Genomic DNA, 13,728 nt, shown 5'->3' with positions numbered 1-13,728 from the left:
CATCGCCTCTCGCGCAGCGGAGCGTCAGCCACCGCGCCCTCGAGATCACCGATGACTTCCGCGGCGCGACCGGTAGCCAGCAGTGCGTCGGCTCGGTCCTCGACCAGCGCGGCGTGGCTCTCGACCCATCGCGTCTTTTCGGACGTTCCGCGTCGACCATCGGGCAGCTCGGGGATTCCGCGCCAGAGGGCAACGGCCTCTTCGAAGCGGGCCAATGCCTGGCTGGTGTCGCCCACCGCGGCGGCATCGCGTCCCAGCCGGGCCGCCGATTTGTAGCGCGCGGCATCGACCTCGCTCTCGGCGAGAATCCAGCCCGCCCCCTGGGTAACCACAAACCCGTCGCCGAGGGTGCGACGCAACGAAGAGATGTGGGTTTGCAGAGCCTTGGCGGCGGTGCGCGGCGGATCCTGGCCCCAGAGCAGCTCGACGAGGGTGTCGGCCGGCACGACGGAGCCGCTGTGCAGTCCGAGCATCGTGAGGATGGCGCGCGGTTTCGCGCCCGGTATGACGACGGACGCTCCGTCTTGCCGGACCTGGAGAGGTCCCAAAACCCCCAGTTCCACCGATGAAAGCGTACTCACGTCAGCTATCTTCGGCGGCACAATTCAATACCTGGTCAAGAACGGGTAAAGGCGCACTGCCTGCAATTCTTGAGTGCCAGCAATCTCACGTGAGCTCCGCAGATGTCGGCCAGCTACTGAGCGGGTACTCGCCCATCCGTGGACGAGAAAGCTCAGCGCGGTGCTGGAGTCCTGCCGTCCGGACATTGCCGTTCACCCGACCGTTTACCGTGGGTACCTATGGACAGCGACCAGAGCGAGTCCGCCTTCACCTGGCAGGGCCGGCGCGACCTGGTCAGCCGGATGCATGATCAGCTCGACGAGCTGGTGGCGGCGCGTGACCAGATGGAACAACTGGTGCGGGTCATCGTCGAGATCGGCTCCGACCTGGACCTGGATGTGACGCTGCAGCGCGTCCTCAAAGCCGCGATGGAGCTGACCGGCGCCCGCTACGCCGCCCTGGGCATCCGCGCCTCCGACGGGGCGCTCGTTTCTTTCGTGCATGCGGGAATCGATGTTCAAATTGCACGGCGGCTCGGCGATCTTCCGGTCGGCGATGGTCTACGCGTCGACGATCTGAATACCCACCCCCTGACCGCCGAACTGGCCGGACACGACCCGCCGATGCATGCGCTCCTCGGCATCCCGATTACCGTGCGGGCGGCCAACTTCGGCAGCCTGTACCTGGCCGACGATCGGCCCGGTCGAGCTTTCTCCAACTCGCAGGAAGGCGCCGTACGCGCCATGGCCACGGCGGCGGCCGCGGCGATCGACAACGCCCGACTCTTCGAGCGAGAGCGTGAATCGGCGAAATGGACGAAGGCCAGCCGCGAGATCACCACCGCACTGCTGTCCGGCGACCCGCAGACAGGGCCGTTGCAGCTCATCGTGAACCGGGCGCTGGAGCTGGCCGGCGCCGAGCAGGCCATCCTGCTGGTTCCCAGGGAGGCCGACTTGCCCGTCGACGAGGTCGACACCCTGGTCGTCGCCGCGACTGCGGGCCGGTACTCCTCGGAGGTGATCGGTCGACAGGTTCCAATGGACGGTTCGACCACCGGCGGCGTGGCCCGCCGCGGCCTGCCGCTGATTACCGATTCCTTCCAGTACCCGATCGAGGGCTTCACCGATGTCGGTGAACGCTCCGCTATCGTCATGCCGCTGATTGCAGACGACGCGGTGCTCGGCGTCATCGCCGTGGCACGCGACCCGCACCAGCCCGCGTTCGGCAATGATTACCTCGACCTGGTCAGTGACTTCGCCCGGCACGCGGCGATCGCCCTGGCGTTGGCGGCGAGCCGCGAACACGCGCTCAACCAGGAACTGGCCCAAGCCGACAACGTCGATGACGCGGTGCAAGCCGCCGCCGAGGAATTGCGCCGGCTCTGGCGGGCGCGCCGCGTTCTGGCCGTCACCTTCCCGACACAAAGTCCCTCCATCGAAACGGCGTTCGGTGTACCGCAGGTGGTGTCGGTGGGCGAGCCCACGCAGTGGGCCGACCTGCCACCGGACGTCCAGAAGGCGCTCAGCGTTTTGCGCGACGGCGACCTGCTCACCCCCAATGCGCCGCAACCCGGAACGGTGGGCATTGCGCTGCAGCACCCCGAAGGCGTGCTCGTCGTCTGGATGGATCTGGTTGCGCGGCGCCCGTTCACCCTCGAGGACCAGACCCTGCTCACCGTCCTGGCCGGCCGCCTCGGCCAGGGACTGCAGCGGGTGCACCAGGTCGATCAGCAGCGCGAAACTGCGCTGGCCCTGCAGCACGCGATCCTTGGCCCAGCCGATCTGCCCAGCGGTTTCGCGGCGCGCTATCAGGCCGCGACGCGGCCCCTGCAGGTGGGCGGCGACTGGTACGACATTGTCGACCTGGCTGACGGCCGCATCGGGTTGGTTGTTGGCGACTGCGTCGGCCACGGCCTCGCCGCCGCGGCCGTGATGGGCCAGGTGCGCAGCGCCTGCCGCGCGTTGCTGTTCGAAAATCCAAGTCCCAGTGCGGCTCTCGCGGGCTTGGACCGCTTCGCGGCGCGGCTGCCCGGCGCGCAATGCACCACCGCCGTATGCGTTGTGCTCACGCCCGAGACCGGTGAACTGGTCTACTCCAGCGCCGGACACCCGCCACCCATCTTGGTGCACGGTGACGGCAGCACCCAGATGCTCGACGACGGTCACACCATTGCGCTGGGCGTACGAGGCGACTGGTTCCGCCCGGAAGCCCGTGTGACCATCCCGGCGTGTTCGACACTTCTGCTCTACACCGACGGTCTGGTCGAACGTCGGCGAAGTCCGTTGGATATGGGCATCTCCAGGGTCGTCGATGTCGCGCAGGATGCCCGCGCGATGGCGCTGGACGATCTGGCGGACCAGGTCATGTCCCGCGTCGCTCCAGACGGCGGTTACCAGGATGACGTGGTCCTGCTGCTGTACCGTCATCCGGCCCCGTTAGAGCTGGATTTTCCGGCCGACGTCAGCCAACTCGCTCCCACCCGCAACGCCTTGCGTAACTGGTTGAGCCGAGCCCAGATAGACCCGGATCAGAGTCTGAACGTACTCGTTGCCGCGGGGGAAGCCGTCGCCAACGCCATTGAGCACGGTCATCGTCATACACCGCAGGGCACGATTCGCCTGGGCGCGGTCGCACTCGGCGACGAGGTGCAGTTGACCATCACCGACACTGGCTCGTGGAAGGCTCCGCAGCCGGCTTCGTACCCTCATCGCGGTCGGGGCATTCCCCTGATGCGAAGCCTTATGCACGATGTCGACATACGGCCCGATACCGACGGCACCACCGTCCACCTATCCACGAGGATCACCTGATGACCACCCCGCTCATGCTCGACACCTCGCGCGGCAGCGACGGGAAATTCGTGTTGGTCGCCGAGGGGGAAATCGACCTGAGCAATATCGATGCGTTCAACCTGGCTCTGGCCGGCGCCGCGACCGAGGCCACCGGCAGCGTCGGAGCGTTACTGGTCGACCTCAGCGCGGTGGAGTACCTGGACAGCGCCGCGATCAGCGCCCTCGCCACCCACGCCGATCGCATCGAGCTCCTCGCCAACCCGATCCTGATGTCCGTCCTCAGGGTCAGCGGTCTCACCGAACTGACCACCATCGAACCCGCGCCGTCGACAGCGGGGCGGTGACAACTGCGACCAATCCGTCGTCCGCCAAAGGTTGATGAAATAGTCGAATACCTGTGCAACACAGTGCAAGTCCAGCGGACGTTGGCCGACACCCGCGCGGCGTGCCACGATGGCGTAATGGCTGACGACGCGCTGAGCTCGGAGCGAGAATTCAACGAGCAGAACATCGAAGAGTTTCGCCGCAATGGTGGCAAAGTGGGCGGGCAATTCGAGGGCTTCCCGCTGTTGCTGCTGACTTCGGTCGGTGCGCGAAGCGGCGCCCAACGAGTCAACCCGGTCGCCTACTTCGACATCGACGGCAAAATCTATGTCGTCGGTTCCGCGGCGGGCCGAGACAACAATCCTGCCTGGGTGCACAACATTCGCGCCCACCCTCGCGTGTCTGTCGAGATCGGCTCGGAGCCTGCGAAGCCCGCGACCGCGCGCGAATTGCCGCGTGTCGAAAGGGATTCGGTCTACCCGGTGGTGGTCGAGCGCGCCCCCGGGTTCGGCGAATATCAGCAACATACCGATCGGCTCATCCCGGTCTTCGAATTGGTCATCGACTGAAGACACGGGCTGCCAACGGCGTTCATGCTCGCCAGTTGGGCACGTCAACGGGTCGATTGCCGCACAATAATGGGCGCGGGTTGGGCCGGATGCGACCATTTATCACCGCCCGCCCTGCCCGAAAGACGAAGTGAGGTCGGCGATGACACATTACCTGCGGCGTTGCGCAATCGGGGCCGTCGCTGTCGCGTTGGCCGGTTTGCCGGTGGTGGTGATCGCCACGCCGGCGATCAGCCGCGCCGACGGTGAGTGCGCCCCCGGTTGGGGCTGGAGCGTCGATCTGAATCAATGCGTGTTCTTGGTCCCGGAGGCGAACGGGCCGGGCGGACCCGGAGGGCCAGGGGGACCGGGCGGGCCCGGCGGACCGGGTGGACCGGGGGGACCGGGCGGACCCGGTCGCCCCGAACCGCACTAGAAAGTCCGTCTAGCTGCGGCAACGCGACGCTCGGCCTGGCGAATTCGCTGGGCGGCGGGCCATGGGAACTCTAGCCGCCCGCCGGTCGTTATACCGGCTAAGTAACCTGTGATTCCGAGGGGGACAACAGCCGCATGCCACGCACAGACAACGACACCTGGGATTTGGCGACCAGTGTGGGCGCGACCGCGACGATGGTCGCAGCCGCACGAGCCATCGCGACCAACGCCGACAACCCGCTGATCGAAGACCGATTCGCCGAGCCGCTGGTGCGTGCCGTCGGGGTGGACTTTTTTACTCGCTGGGTCTCAGGTGACCTGATCGCCGCCGACGTCGACGACCACGAGTCGGGCTGGAAACTCGAACACATGCCCGCCGCCATGGCCGCCCGGACCCGATTCTTCGACTCGTTCTTCCACGCCGCGACGCGGGCCGGGATCCGGCAGGCCGTGATCCTGGCATCGGGCCTGGACGCGCGCGCCTACCGGTTGGCTTGGCCGGCCGATATGACCGTCTTCGAGATCGACCAGCCGCAGGTGCTCGAATTCAAGGCCGCCACCCTGGCCAAGCTGGGCGTCGCCCCGCAGGCCGAGCTGCGCACTGTCGCCGTCGATCTGCGCAATGACTGGCCAAAGGCCGTGGCGGACGCCGGTTTTGACAAGAGTCAGCCCACGGCATGGATCGCGGAGGGGCTCTTCGGGTATCTTCCGCCCGAGGCGCAAGACCGCCTGCTGGATAACATCACCGCACTCAGCGCTGACGGCAGCCGGCTGGCGTGCGAAGCTATCCCGGACATGTCACAGGTAGACACCGAGAAAGCCTACGAGATGATGAACAGGGCCACCGCCAAATGGCGTGAGCATGGCTTCGACCTGGAATTCGGCGAGCTCGGCTACCAGGGCGAGCGCAATGACGTCGGCGTCTATCTGGACAACCTGGGATGGCGGTCGGACGGCATTCGGATGAGTGAGCTGTTGGCCGACTCCGGTCTTGATGCGATTCCGCAGACGAACGACTCCGTGTCGGTGGCCGACACCATCTACTACAGCTCGGTGCTGAGCAAATGACCGCGCCGCAGCGACGAGGGCTCAACGAGGCCGTCACGCGGATGTGGAGTTTCCTCGCGCCGGCATACGATCTGCCCTTCTTGCAACGGTGGGTCTACCGACCTCCGCACAACGAGGTGATAGCCCAACTGCGCAACCACGGCGCACGCAAGATCGCTGATATAGCCTGCGGCACAGGAATTTTGAGCGATCGGATCCAGCGTGAACTGCAGCCCGACGAGATCTATGGCGTCGACATGTCCGACGGCATGCTCGGCCAGGCTCGTGCCAGATCGGATCGGGTGAAGTGGCTGCGCGGCCCGGCCGAGCGGCTTCCGTTTGACGACGGTGCCCTCGATGCCGTCGTGACGACCTCGGCCTTCCACTTCTTCGACCAGCCGGCGGCGTTGCGTGAATTCCACCGTGTGTTGGCTCCAGGCGGCCTGGCGGCCGTCTCGGCGCTGAGCACACGGCAACCGCGGCTGCAGTCATCCGCGAACTCTCGATGGAAGCCGCAACACAACGCGTCCGCGCCCGAGATGCAGACGTTGTTCGAAAATGCCGGGTTTGTCATCACGGATCAATACCGGATCCCGCGACCGGCGTGGACGGCGCTTGTGTCCGACCTGTTGACCGTCGGCGCTAAGAGCTAGAGCCGGCGCTGGGTGTGAAAGCCGCTCGGCGCCAGCGCATATTAGCGACGACGCCCGCTTCGCCAAGCGGCGAAGCGGGCGTCTTGTCAGCTATCGATCACAGCGGGATCCACACTCCGAAGAAGTCAAATCCCCACTGGTTGAAACCGGCGTTCCAATACGGCGTTTCGTTGTAACCCCAGTAATTGATCGGGCCGTAGTCCCAGCGCCCACCAGGCGGGGGGAGCGGTCGATCCCATGCCGGCCGCGGCGGCTCGCCAGCCCCCCAGGGGCCAGGCCCATCGCCCCACGGTGCCCCGCGGAAGTAACCACGCTGGGCGTCCCCGTGCCACGGGCCGCCGGGACCGCCCGGGCCACCGGGATGATCGCCGGGACCGCCCGGGCCACCGGGGTGATCGCCGGGTCCGCCCGGGCCACCGGGGTGATCGCCGGGTCCGCCAGGTCCACCAGGTCCGCCCGGATGATCGCCGGGTCCGCCAGGTCCACCAGGTCCACCTGGGCCACCTGGGCCACCGGGGTGATCGCCAGGTCCACCTGGGCCACCCGGGCCACCGGGGTGATCACCGGGTCCCCCGGGTCCGCCGGGGCCACCTGGGCCGCCCGGATCGTTAGGACCAGTGGGGGCGTGGCCGCCACCAGGCGCCGCCCCGCCATGATTACCCGGAGGTTGTGGCCCTCCGGGAGCAGCGTTGGCAAATCCGGCGCCCATTCCCAGCGCTGCACCGCTGAGCGCTCCGGCGATGGTCACCCCTCCGACAAGTCGTTTCAACTTCATGATGCTTCACCTATCCACTAGGGATTACTTGGCAAGGAAGCTCCTTGGAACACCCCCCGTTACATCCCCGACGCTAATTAGCTTGGCTATGGACCAGCTGTGACTCCCAGATGCAGAACTTTTGGCCGGCCCTGCGCCCAGCGTCAATTTGTCGCATCCCGCCCACCCGGACACAGCATGCCCGGCGGGCTGCCGCACCTTCGACACCAGGCCTTTTAACCGCGGATCGAGGCTGTCGCCAGCCGGCGCCCGTCCCGGTTTGGAAAGGCTATGTTGGCTAGTCCCCCAGGGTTTTCCTCTATATGGTTGCGGCCGTGTCGAGTGCGTCACATCCGCACGAGCCCCACGTCGGTTCGGTGTCGTCGAAGCTGAATTGGCTGCGCGCGGGCGTCCTGGGCGCCAATGACGGGATCGTCTCCACCGCGGGCATCGTCGTGGGGGTCGCGGCGGCCACCGCCGAACGCGCCCCGATACTGACCGCCGGCAGTGCCGGACTGGTCGCGGGCGCGGTGTCGATGGCGCTCGGCGAATATGTCTCCGTCAGCACCCAGCGCGACACGGAGAAGGCGCTGTTGAGCCAGGAGCGTCGCGAATTGCGCGAAGATCCCGTCGCCGAATTGGACGAACTCGCGACGCTGTACGAGGCGAAAGGTCTGACACCGGCGACGGCTCGCACAGTGGCCGAGGAACTTACCGACCACAATCCGCTGCTCGCCCATGCCGAGGTCGAACTGGGCTTCAATCCCGAGGAACTGACAAATCCCTGGCAGGCGGCATCGTCGTCAGCGCTCTCGTTCGCGATCGGTGCCTTGTTGCCGTTGATCGCAATCCTGGTCCCGCCCACGACGTGGAGAGTCCCCGTCACGGTCGCCGCGGTACTCATAGCGCTCGTGATCACCGGTGCGGTCTCGGCCGGGTTGGGTGGAGCGCCAAAGGGCCGTGCTGTGCTGCGCAATGCCATTGGCGGCAGTCTTGCGTTGGCGATCACCTACGTGATCGGTCAGCTGGTGGGCGCCGCAATCGGCTGACCGTCGGGGTTTCGGCGGTGCATATCCAGCGACTGGAACCGCAACTGTAACATCCACAGTTGCGGTCATCAGCAGAGCCCGCAATCCCATAACGCGGAGGGTCATGCAGTGGCCGAGCCCGATATCGCGCCGGACGGAGTTCAATGGGCGGCGCCGTTGCCGTACTTTGTGCGAGACGAAAAATATTTCGTGCCAACTAGAATCGCCCGCGGGGGATGGGGTCCATCGCTCAGCGGCCATGTCGTCGGCGGACTCTTGGCGTGGGCGGTCGAGGGTGCGGCTCAGGATGCGCAACTGCAACCGGCTCGGTTGACCGTCGATCTTCCCCGGGCAACGGCGTTGGCGCCGGTCGAGGTACACACGCAGGTGCGACAGGACCGACGCCGATTACGGCTGGTCGAAGCCGTGATCATCCAGGACGGCGCCCCGGTCGCACAGGCCAGCGCACTGTTTCTGCGCCGGGGCGCACAGCCCGACGGGCACGTCTGGTCGCCACCGGTGCAAATGCCGCCGATCCCACTGGACGAGGCCTATTCCACACTGTTCATGCGAACCTACGGCTGGGGCGCCGACGTACAGAACCCCGATCCGGACTGGCCTCAGACGGACGGCCCGAAATACACGTGGATACACGAGACGCGCCCGCTGATCGACGACGAACCGCTCACCGCCTTCACTCGCGTGGCGATGGCTGGCGATATCACCGCTTCGATTGCCAACTGGGGCACCAACTCCCTGCAATTCATCAATGTCGACTACACGCTCACGCTCAGCCGACTGCCCGTGGGCGACCACATCGGTCTGGCCTCGCTGACGCATCACAGTCACGACGGGGTGGCCGGCGGCTCGGCGGTCCTGGTGGATGCGAAGGGGCCGATCGGTACCGGCATGTCCGTCGCGGTCGCGCATTCGGGATTTCGTCCACCCTCCACCGATCCGTCAGTTGGGTGAGGTTGGAAGGGGTAGGGGCGGTGACGTTCTGGGCGTTGATTGCCGATGCGGCGCAGCGGGGATCGAGCCGGCCGCTGCTCGCCGATGAGTACGGGCGCAGCCTGACCGCTCGTCAGCTGCACGACGCGGCATGCTTGACCGCCGCCGCCCTGGCCGACCGGGGAATCCGCGCGGGAACCGTAGTGTCCTGGCAGCTGCCCACCACGCTGGAGACGATGGTGGTGATGGCCGCGCTCGCCCGACTCGGTGCGGTGCAGAATCCGATCATCCCGATACTGCGCGAAAGCGAAGTTGGCTTCATCACCGGCCAACTGGACACCGAATTCTTTGTGGTGCCCGAGTTTTGGCGCGGTTTCGATCACGGTGGACTGGCTCGGGGATTATCGAGGGACGCGGGCTTGGAGGTCGTCACCCTCGACCTGGCAACACCCCCGGCCACCGGCGAGCTGCGGCTGCCCGGCGCCGGCGTCGAGGTCCTCCCGTCGCCGCCAAGCTCCGCCGACGACGCTCGCTGGATCTACTACTCCTCGGGAACCACCGCGGCCCCCAAGGGGATCCGTCATACCGACACCTCGGTCATCGCCGGGTCGGCCGGAGTGGTGGGCATGGTGGGGGCCAACAGCAGCGACGTGGATCCGATCGCCTTCCCGATCGCCCACATCGGTGGGGCCGCAATGCTGGCCACCGCGCTGCTGACCGGCATGCGGTTGGCTCTGTTCGAGGCGTTCGATCCGGCCACCACACCGTGGGCCATCGCTGCGCACAATCCGACGTTCCTGGGCACCGCGACCCCATTTTTCGTAGCGTTCCTCGAAGCCCAACGGGCTCAAGGCGATCGGCCGCTGTTTCCGTCGGTCCGGGGCTGCCTTGCCGGCGGCGCGCCCGTCACCGCCGAACTGGGACGTCAGGTCCGCGATACCTTCGGGCTGGCCGGAATCGCGAATGCCTGGGGGATGACCGAGTTTCCGTGCGCAACCTCGCCCCCACTGAACGCTCCGCCCGAGGTGCTCGACCATACGGTCGGCCCGCCGGTGCCTGGGGTCGAGGTGCGCGTGGTCGACGGCCGAGGCGTCGAAGTGGGCGCTGGACAGGAGGGGGAACTGCGGCTCAAGGGACCCCAATGCTTCCTCGGTTACGCCGACCCGACACTTGACGCCGATGCGTTCGACAGCGACGGCTGGTTGCGCACAGGCGATCTCGGCCTGATCGATGCAAGCGGCAATGTCCGCGTCACGGGCCGTACCAAGGATGCGATCATCCGCAATGCGGAGAACATCTCGGCGCTGGAAATCGAGAATGCGTTGGCCACCCATCCCGCCGTCGCCGATGTCGCCGTCATCGGAATTCCTGACCCGCGTACCGGAGAACGCGTCTGCGCCGTCGTGGTCCCTGCGACGGCCGGTGGCCTGTCGTTGGAATCCCTTGTGCAACATTGCCAATCACGAGGCCTTAGCCGATACAAGCACCCCGAGCACCTGGTGGTCGTCGAAACGCTGCCGCGTAATCAATTCGGCAAGGTGATCAAGAAGGAACTGCGTGAGGCCTTCGGGTGAAGCGTGCAACAAACTCGATAGCGCATGCGCAGCACGTTTCAAATTGCGGTAACAACCTCTGCGCCCCGCCGCAGCGCTCCGCCCCGTACGCCTACAGCCCCTTGGGGGCATCCCGGACGGCCTGCACCGCGACGGCGTCGCCGCCGAAATCGACCTGTGCCTGTCGCCCCACCGAGAACAGCAGTAGCTCCTCGGGCGCCCCAGTCACCGTCACCGCCGGCCCCTGGCCCGCCGTGAGTACCGTCTTGCCCTCGGGGGTACGCAACGCGACCCGGCCGGGCGTCTTGGCGAGTGTGAGCCGGGCCATCAACGGCAGGGTGCGCCGCAACATCTTGCTCAGCGCGGGCTCCAGAGAGCGCGGCTGCCAGCCCGGCTGTGCACGGCGCACATCCTCGTGGTGGATAAACATCTCGGCCACATTGGCCACCGGGTCGAGCAGTTTGAGCGGCGAGTAGACCGGCGGGCCGGCGGCGAGCTTGCCAACCAGCTCGTCCCAATCGTTCTGCTCGGCCACCTGGTTCTGCACCTTCTCGGTGTGGGAGGCGAAGAAGGGGATCAGGATGCCGGGCGCCGCGTCGGGCCGGTACTCACGGATTACCAGGTGGGCGGCCAAATCCCGCGTCTTCCATCCCTCGCACAGCGTGGGCGCATCCGGCCCTACGCCGCGCATGGTTTCCACAAGGGCGGCACGTTCGCGTTGAGCAACAGACATCCGTTCAGCCTAGAGCCGGTCGCCCCCGGAGAGCACGGGTCCACCGCGCACCGCTCGTCGGCGGCTCGGTAAATTTGGAACGTCATGTTGTCGAAGGGAATCTTATGAGCGCGCACGTTGAGCAGTTGGAGTTTCAGGCAGAGGCTCGGCAGCTGCTGGATCTGATGGTCCACTCCGTCTACTCCAATAAGGACTCGTTCCTGCGGGAGTTGATCTCCAACGCTTCCGATGCTTTGGACAAGCTGCGGCTTGAAGCGTTCCGGAACAAGGACCTCGACGTCGACACCTCCGACCTCCACATCGAGATCGACGTCGATAAGGATGCGCGCACCCTGACCGTCCGCGACAACGGCATCGGGATGACCCGTGCCGAAGTGGTCGATCTGATCGGCACGCTGGCCAAGTCCGGCACCGCCGAGCTGCGCAAACAACTGCGCGAGGCCAAGAACGCCGCGGCCTCGGAGGAACTCATCGGTCAATTCGGAATCGGTTTCTATTCGAGCTTCATGGTCGCCGACAAGGTCGAACTGCTCACCCGCAAGGCCGGCGAGAGCGACGCCACCAAATGGGAATCGAGCGGCGAGGGCACCTACACCATCGAATCGGTCGATGACGCGCCACAGGGAACGTCGGTCATCCTGCACCTCAAGCCCGAGGACGCCGAGGACGAGCTGCACGACTACACCGCAGAGTTCAAGATCAGGAGCCTGGTCAAGAAGTACTCCGACTTCATCGCATGGCCCATTCGGATGGAAGTCGTGCGACTGGAACCGGCTGCCCCGGACGAAGAAGGAGCGAGCGGCGAGGAGACCGTCACGATCGAGACCGAGACCCTCAACTCAATGAAGGCCCTGTGGGCCAGGCCCAAAGAAGAGGTCTCCGAGGAGGAGTACAAGGAGTTTTACAAGCACATCGGGCACGCCTGGGACGACCCGCTCGAGGTCATCGCGATGCGGGCCGAAGGCACATTCGAGTACCAGGCACTGCTGTTCATCCCGTCGCACGCCCCGTTCGACCTGTTCAACCGCGACGGCCAGACCGGGATCCAGCTGTACGTCAAGCGCGTGTTCATCATGGGCGACTGCGACGAGCTCATGCCCGAATACCTGCGCTTCATCAAGGGCGTCGTCGACGCGCAGGACATGTCGCTCAACGTGTCGCGCGAGATCCTGCAACAGGATCGGCAGATCAAGGCCATCCGGCGCCGGTTGACCAAGAAGGTCCTCTCCACGATCAAGGATCTGCAGTCCGAGCGTCCGGAGGACTATCGCACCTTCTGGACCCAATTCGGCAGGGTCGTCAAGGAGGGCCTGATGTCCGACTTCGACAACCAGGAGACGTTACTGCAGATCTCCTCATTCGCCTCGACGCATAGCGAGGAGGAAGCCACCACGCTCGCCCAGTACATCGAGCGCATGAAAGAGGGCCAGACGCAGATCTTCTACGCCACGGGGGAGTCGCGTCAGCAGATCCTGAAGTCGCCGCACCTAGAGGCGTTCAAAGCGAAGGGCTACGAGGTGCTCCTGCTCACCGATCCGGTCGACGAGGTCTGGGTGGGAACCGTGACCGAGTTCGACGGCAAGCGGTTGCAGTCCATCGCCAAGGGCGAGGTGGACCTCAGCGCCGACGATGACGAGAGCGAGGCCGAGCGCGAGGAGCAGCAGAAAGAATTCGCCGACCTTCTCACCTGGCTGAAGGAGACCCTGACCGACCACGTCAAGGAAGTTCGGCTGTCCAACCGCCTCACGGACTCACCCGCCTGCCTGATCACCGACGCCTTCGGGATCACACCGGCGCTCGCGCGCATGTACCGCGCCTCCGGGCAGGCCATTCCGGTGGGCAAGCGGATCCTCGAGCTCAACCCCAACCACCCGCTCGTCACCGGCCTGCGTCAAGCACAAAAGAACGCGGACGACGACGCTAAGCTCGCTGAGGTCGCGGAAACCGCGGAATTGCTCTACGGCACAGCGCTTCTAGCCGAAGGCGGTGCGCTCGACGATCCGGCGAGGTTTGCCGAATTGCTCGCCGGCCGGCTGGCGCGCACGGTGTAACCCGGGGTTTACCGGCAAATAGGCGATTTCTGCGATTGAAAACGCGCTGGCAGGGATACTTAGTCCCATGCCTGCGTTTCGCGTTATGGACCCACGCGGCCGGGTCGTCGCGACGAAGAATTTTGCCAACGCGGAGGCCGCGCACGCCTGGTTCGTGAACTCGGTTGGCGGCAATACCGAGCTGGGTTGGCGCATGGAGGTCAACGACGACGGGCAGTGGGCATTCTTCGATGACACCGAAGGCTTCACCGCGCCGGTGAGCCGGCGGCCAACGAAACGCTGATTCGCCGCGTCCGGC

Annotated in this window: 14 protein-coding genes; 11 read left to right on the top strand and 3 right to left on the bottom strand. The window is 65.8% G+C overall.

What is annotated here, in order from left to right:
* A partial coding sequence (locus VFW69_RS12060) for an AfsR/SARP family transcriptional regulator (RefSeq protein ID WP_526501483.1) occupies window positions 1-563 on the bottom strand: 563 nt, incomplete at its 3' end.
* A 237-nt stretch (window positions 564-800) separates the two neighbouring features.
* Here VFW69_RS12060 and VFW69_RS12055 point away from each other — a divergent pair.
* The 6 genes from VFW69_RS12055 (at window position 801) to VFW69_RS12030 (ending at window position 6,360) form a co-directional block, all read left to right on the top strand.
* Entirely contained in the window at window positions 801-3,371 is a 2,571-nt protein-coding gene (locus tag VFW69_RS12055; protein ID WP_526501481.1) for a SpoIIE family protein phosphatase, read from the top strand.
* Window positions 3,371-3,697, top strand: coding sequence for an STAS domain-containing protein (locus VFW69_RS12050; RefSeq protein WP_526501479.1), 327 nt, complete (start codon window positions 3,371-3,373; stop codon window positions 3,695-3,697). The genes VFW69_RS12055 and VFW69_RS12050 overlap by 1 nt, the downstream gene beginning before the upstream one ends.
* Window positions 3,698-3,814: 117 nt before the next feature.
* Window positions 3,815-4,246: a nitroreductase family deazaflavin-dependent oxidoreductase gene (locus tag VFW69_RS12045; protein ID WP_526501477.1), complete on the top strand. Its 432-nt coding sequence runs from the start codon at window positions 3,815-3,817 to the stop codon at window positions 4,244-4,246.
* Window positions 4,247-4,388: 142 nt separating this feature from the next.
* Window positions 4,389-4,661: a hypothetical protein gene (locus VFW69_RS12040; RefSeq protein ID WP_526501475.1), complete on the top strand. Its 273-nt coding sequence runs from the start codon at window positions 4,389-4,391 to the stop codon at window positions 4,659-4,661.
* Window positions 4,662-4,795: 134 nt separating this feature from the next.
* Window positions 4,796-5,728 carry an SAM-dependent methyltransferase gene (locus tag VFW69_RS12035; RefSeq protein WP_526501473.1) on the top strand — a complete coding sequence of 311 codons (933 nt, stop codon included), beginning with the start codon at window positions 4,796-4,798 and terminating at the stop codon, window positions 5,726-5,728.
* Window positions 5,725-6,360 carry a class I SAM-dependent methyltransferase gene (locus VFW69_RS12030; protein ID WP_526501471.1) on the top strand — a complete coding sequence of 212 codons (636 nt, stop codon included), beginning with the start codon at window positions 5,725-5,727 and terminating at the stop codon, window positions 6,358-6,360. Before VFW69_RS12035 ends, VFW69_RS12030 begins: the two co-directional genes overlap by 4 nt.
* 97 nt (window positions 6,361-6,457) lie before the next feature.
* On the opposite strand, the gene VFW69_RS12025 is transcribed toward VFW69_RS12030, so the two are convergent.
* Window positions 6,458-7,135, bottom strand: a complete 678-nt coding sequence (locus tag VFW69_RS12025; protein ID WP_526501468.1) for a chitin-binding protein — start codon at window positions 7,133-7,135, stop codon at window positions 6,458-6,460.
* A 314-nt stretch (window positions 7,136-7,449) separates the two neighbouring features.
* Between VFW69_RS12025 and VFW69_RS12020 the strand changes: the two genes are divergently transcribed.
* The 3 genes from VFW69_RS12020 to VFW69_RS12010 all read left to right on the top strand — a co-directional run bounded on the left by VFW69_RS12020 (window position 7,450) and on the right by VFW69_RS12010 (window position 10,667).
* Window positions 7,450-8,163 carry a VIT1/CCC1 transporter family protein gene (locus VFW69_RS12020; protein ID WP_526501466.1) on the top strand — a complete coding sequence of 238 codons (714 nt, stop codon included), beginning with the start codon at window positions 7,450-7,452 and terminating at the stop codon, window positions 8,161-8,163.
* Window positions 8,164-8,271: 108 nt separating this feature from the next.
* Window positions 8,272-9,114, top strand: a complete 843-nt coding sequence (locus VFW69_RS12015; protein ID WP_526501464.1) for an acyl-CoA thioesterase domain-containing protein — start codon at window positions 8,272-8,274, stop codon at window positions 9,112-9,114.
* Window positions 9,115-9,134: 20 nt separating this feature from the next.
* Window positions 9,135-10,667, top strand: a complete 1,533-nt coding sequence (locus VFW69_RS12010) for a class I adenylate-forming enzyme family protein (RefSeq protein ID WP_526501462.1) — start codon at window positions 9,135-9,137, stop codon at window positions 10,665-10,667.
* A 91-nt stretch (window positions 10,668-10,758) separates the two neighbouring features.
* Here VFW69_RS12010 and VFW69_RS12005 read toward each other — a convergent pair whose 3' ends face one another.
* The gene (locus VFW69_RS12005; RefSeq protein ID WP_526501460.1) at window positions 10,759-11,379 is read right to left on the bottom strand and encodes a TIGR03085 family metal-binding protein; all 621 of its coding nucleotides are present in this window, start codon (window positions 11,377-11,379) and stop codon (window positions 10,759-10,761) included.
* A gap of 104 nt (window positions 11,380-11,483) precedes the next feature.
* Between VFW69_RS12005 and htpG the strand changes: the two genes are divergently transcribed.
* Window positions 11,484-13,430, top strand: coding sequence for a molecular chaperone HtpG (gene htpG / locus VFW69_RS12000; RefSeq protein ID WP_526501458.1), 1,947 nt, complete (start codon window positions 11,484-11,486; stop codon window positions 13,428-13,430).
* Between the two features lie 67 nt (window positions 13,431-13,497).
* The gene (locus VFW69_RS11995) at window positions 13,498-13,713 is read left to right on the top strand and encodes a hypothetical protein (RefSeq protein WP_526501456.1); all 216 of its coding nucleotides are present in this window, start codon (window positions 13,498-13,500) and stop codon (window positions 13,711-13,713) included.
* Window positions 13,714-13,728: the final 15 nt, after the last annotated feature.

The sequence above is a fragment of the Mycobacterium sp. genome, assembly GCF_036273375.1.
Taxonomy (GTDB): Bacteria; Actinomycetota; Actinomycetes; order Mycobacteriales; family Mycobacteriaceae; genus Mycobacterium.
The sequence above is the reverse complement of the archived record's forward strand: the minus strand, read 5'-3'. Positions and strand labels throughout refer to the sequence as shown.

Excerpts from the sequence above, each read along its gene's own strand:
- VFW69_RS12055 (WP_526501481.1), top strand. The coding sequence starts at position 801 with ATGGACAGCGACCAGAGCGAGTCCGCCTTCACCTGGCAGGGCCGGCGC.
- VFW69_RS12050 (WP_526501479.1), top strand. The coding sequence starts at position 3,371 with ATGACCACCCCGCTCATGCTCGACACCTCGCGCGGCAGCGACGGGAAA.
- VFW69_RS12045 (WP_526501477.1), top strand. The coding sequence starts at position 3,815 with ATGGCTGACGACGCGCTGAGCTCGGAGCGAGAATTCAACGAGCAGAAC.
- VFW69_RS12040 (WP_526501475.1), top strand. The coding sequence starts at position 4,389 with ATGACACATTACCTGCGGCGTTGCGCAATCGGGGCCGTCGCTGTCGCG.
- VFW69_RS12035 (WP_526501473.1), top strand. The coding sequence starts at position 4,796 with ATGCCACGCACAGACAACGACACCTGGGATTTGGCGACCAGTGTGGGC.
- VFW69_RS12030 (WP_526501471.1), top strand. The coding sequence starts at position 5,725 with ATGACCGCGCCGCAGCGACGAGGGCTCAACGAGGCCGTCACGCGGATG.
- VFW69_RS12025 (WP_526501468.1), bottom strand. The coding sequence starts at position 7,135 with ATGAAGTTGAAACGACTTGTCGGAGGGGTGACCATCGCCGGAGCGCTC.
- VFW69_RS12005 (WP_526501460.1), bottom strand. The coding sequence starts at position 11,379 with ATGTCTGTTGCTCAACGCGAACGTGCCGCCCTTGTGGAAACCATGCGC.
- htpG (WP_526501458.1), top strand. The coding sequence starts at position 11,484 with ATGAGCGCGCACGTTGAGCAGTTGGAGTTTCAGGCAGAGGCTCGGCAG.
- VFW69_RS11995 (WP_526501456.1), top strand. The coding sequence starts at position 13,498 with ATGCCTGCGTTTCGCGTTATGGACCCACGCGGCCGGGTCGTCGCGACG.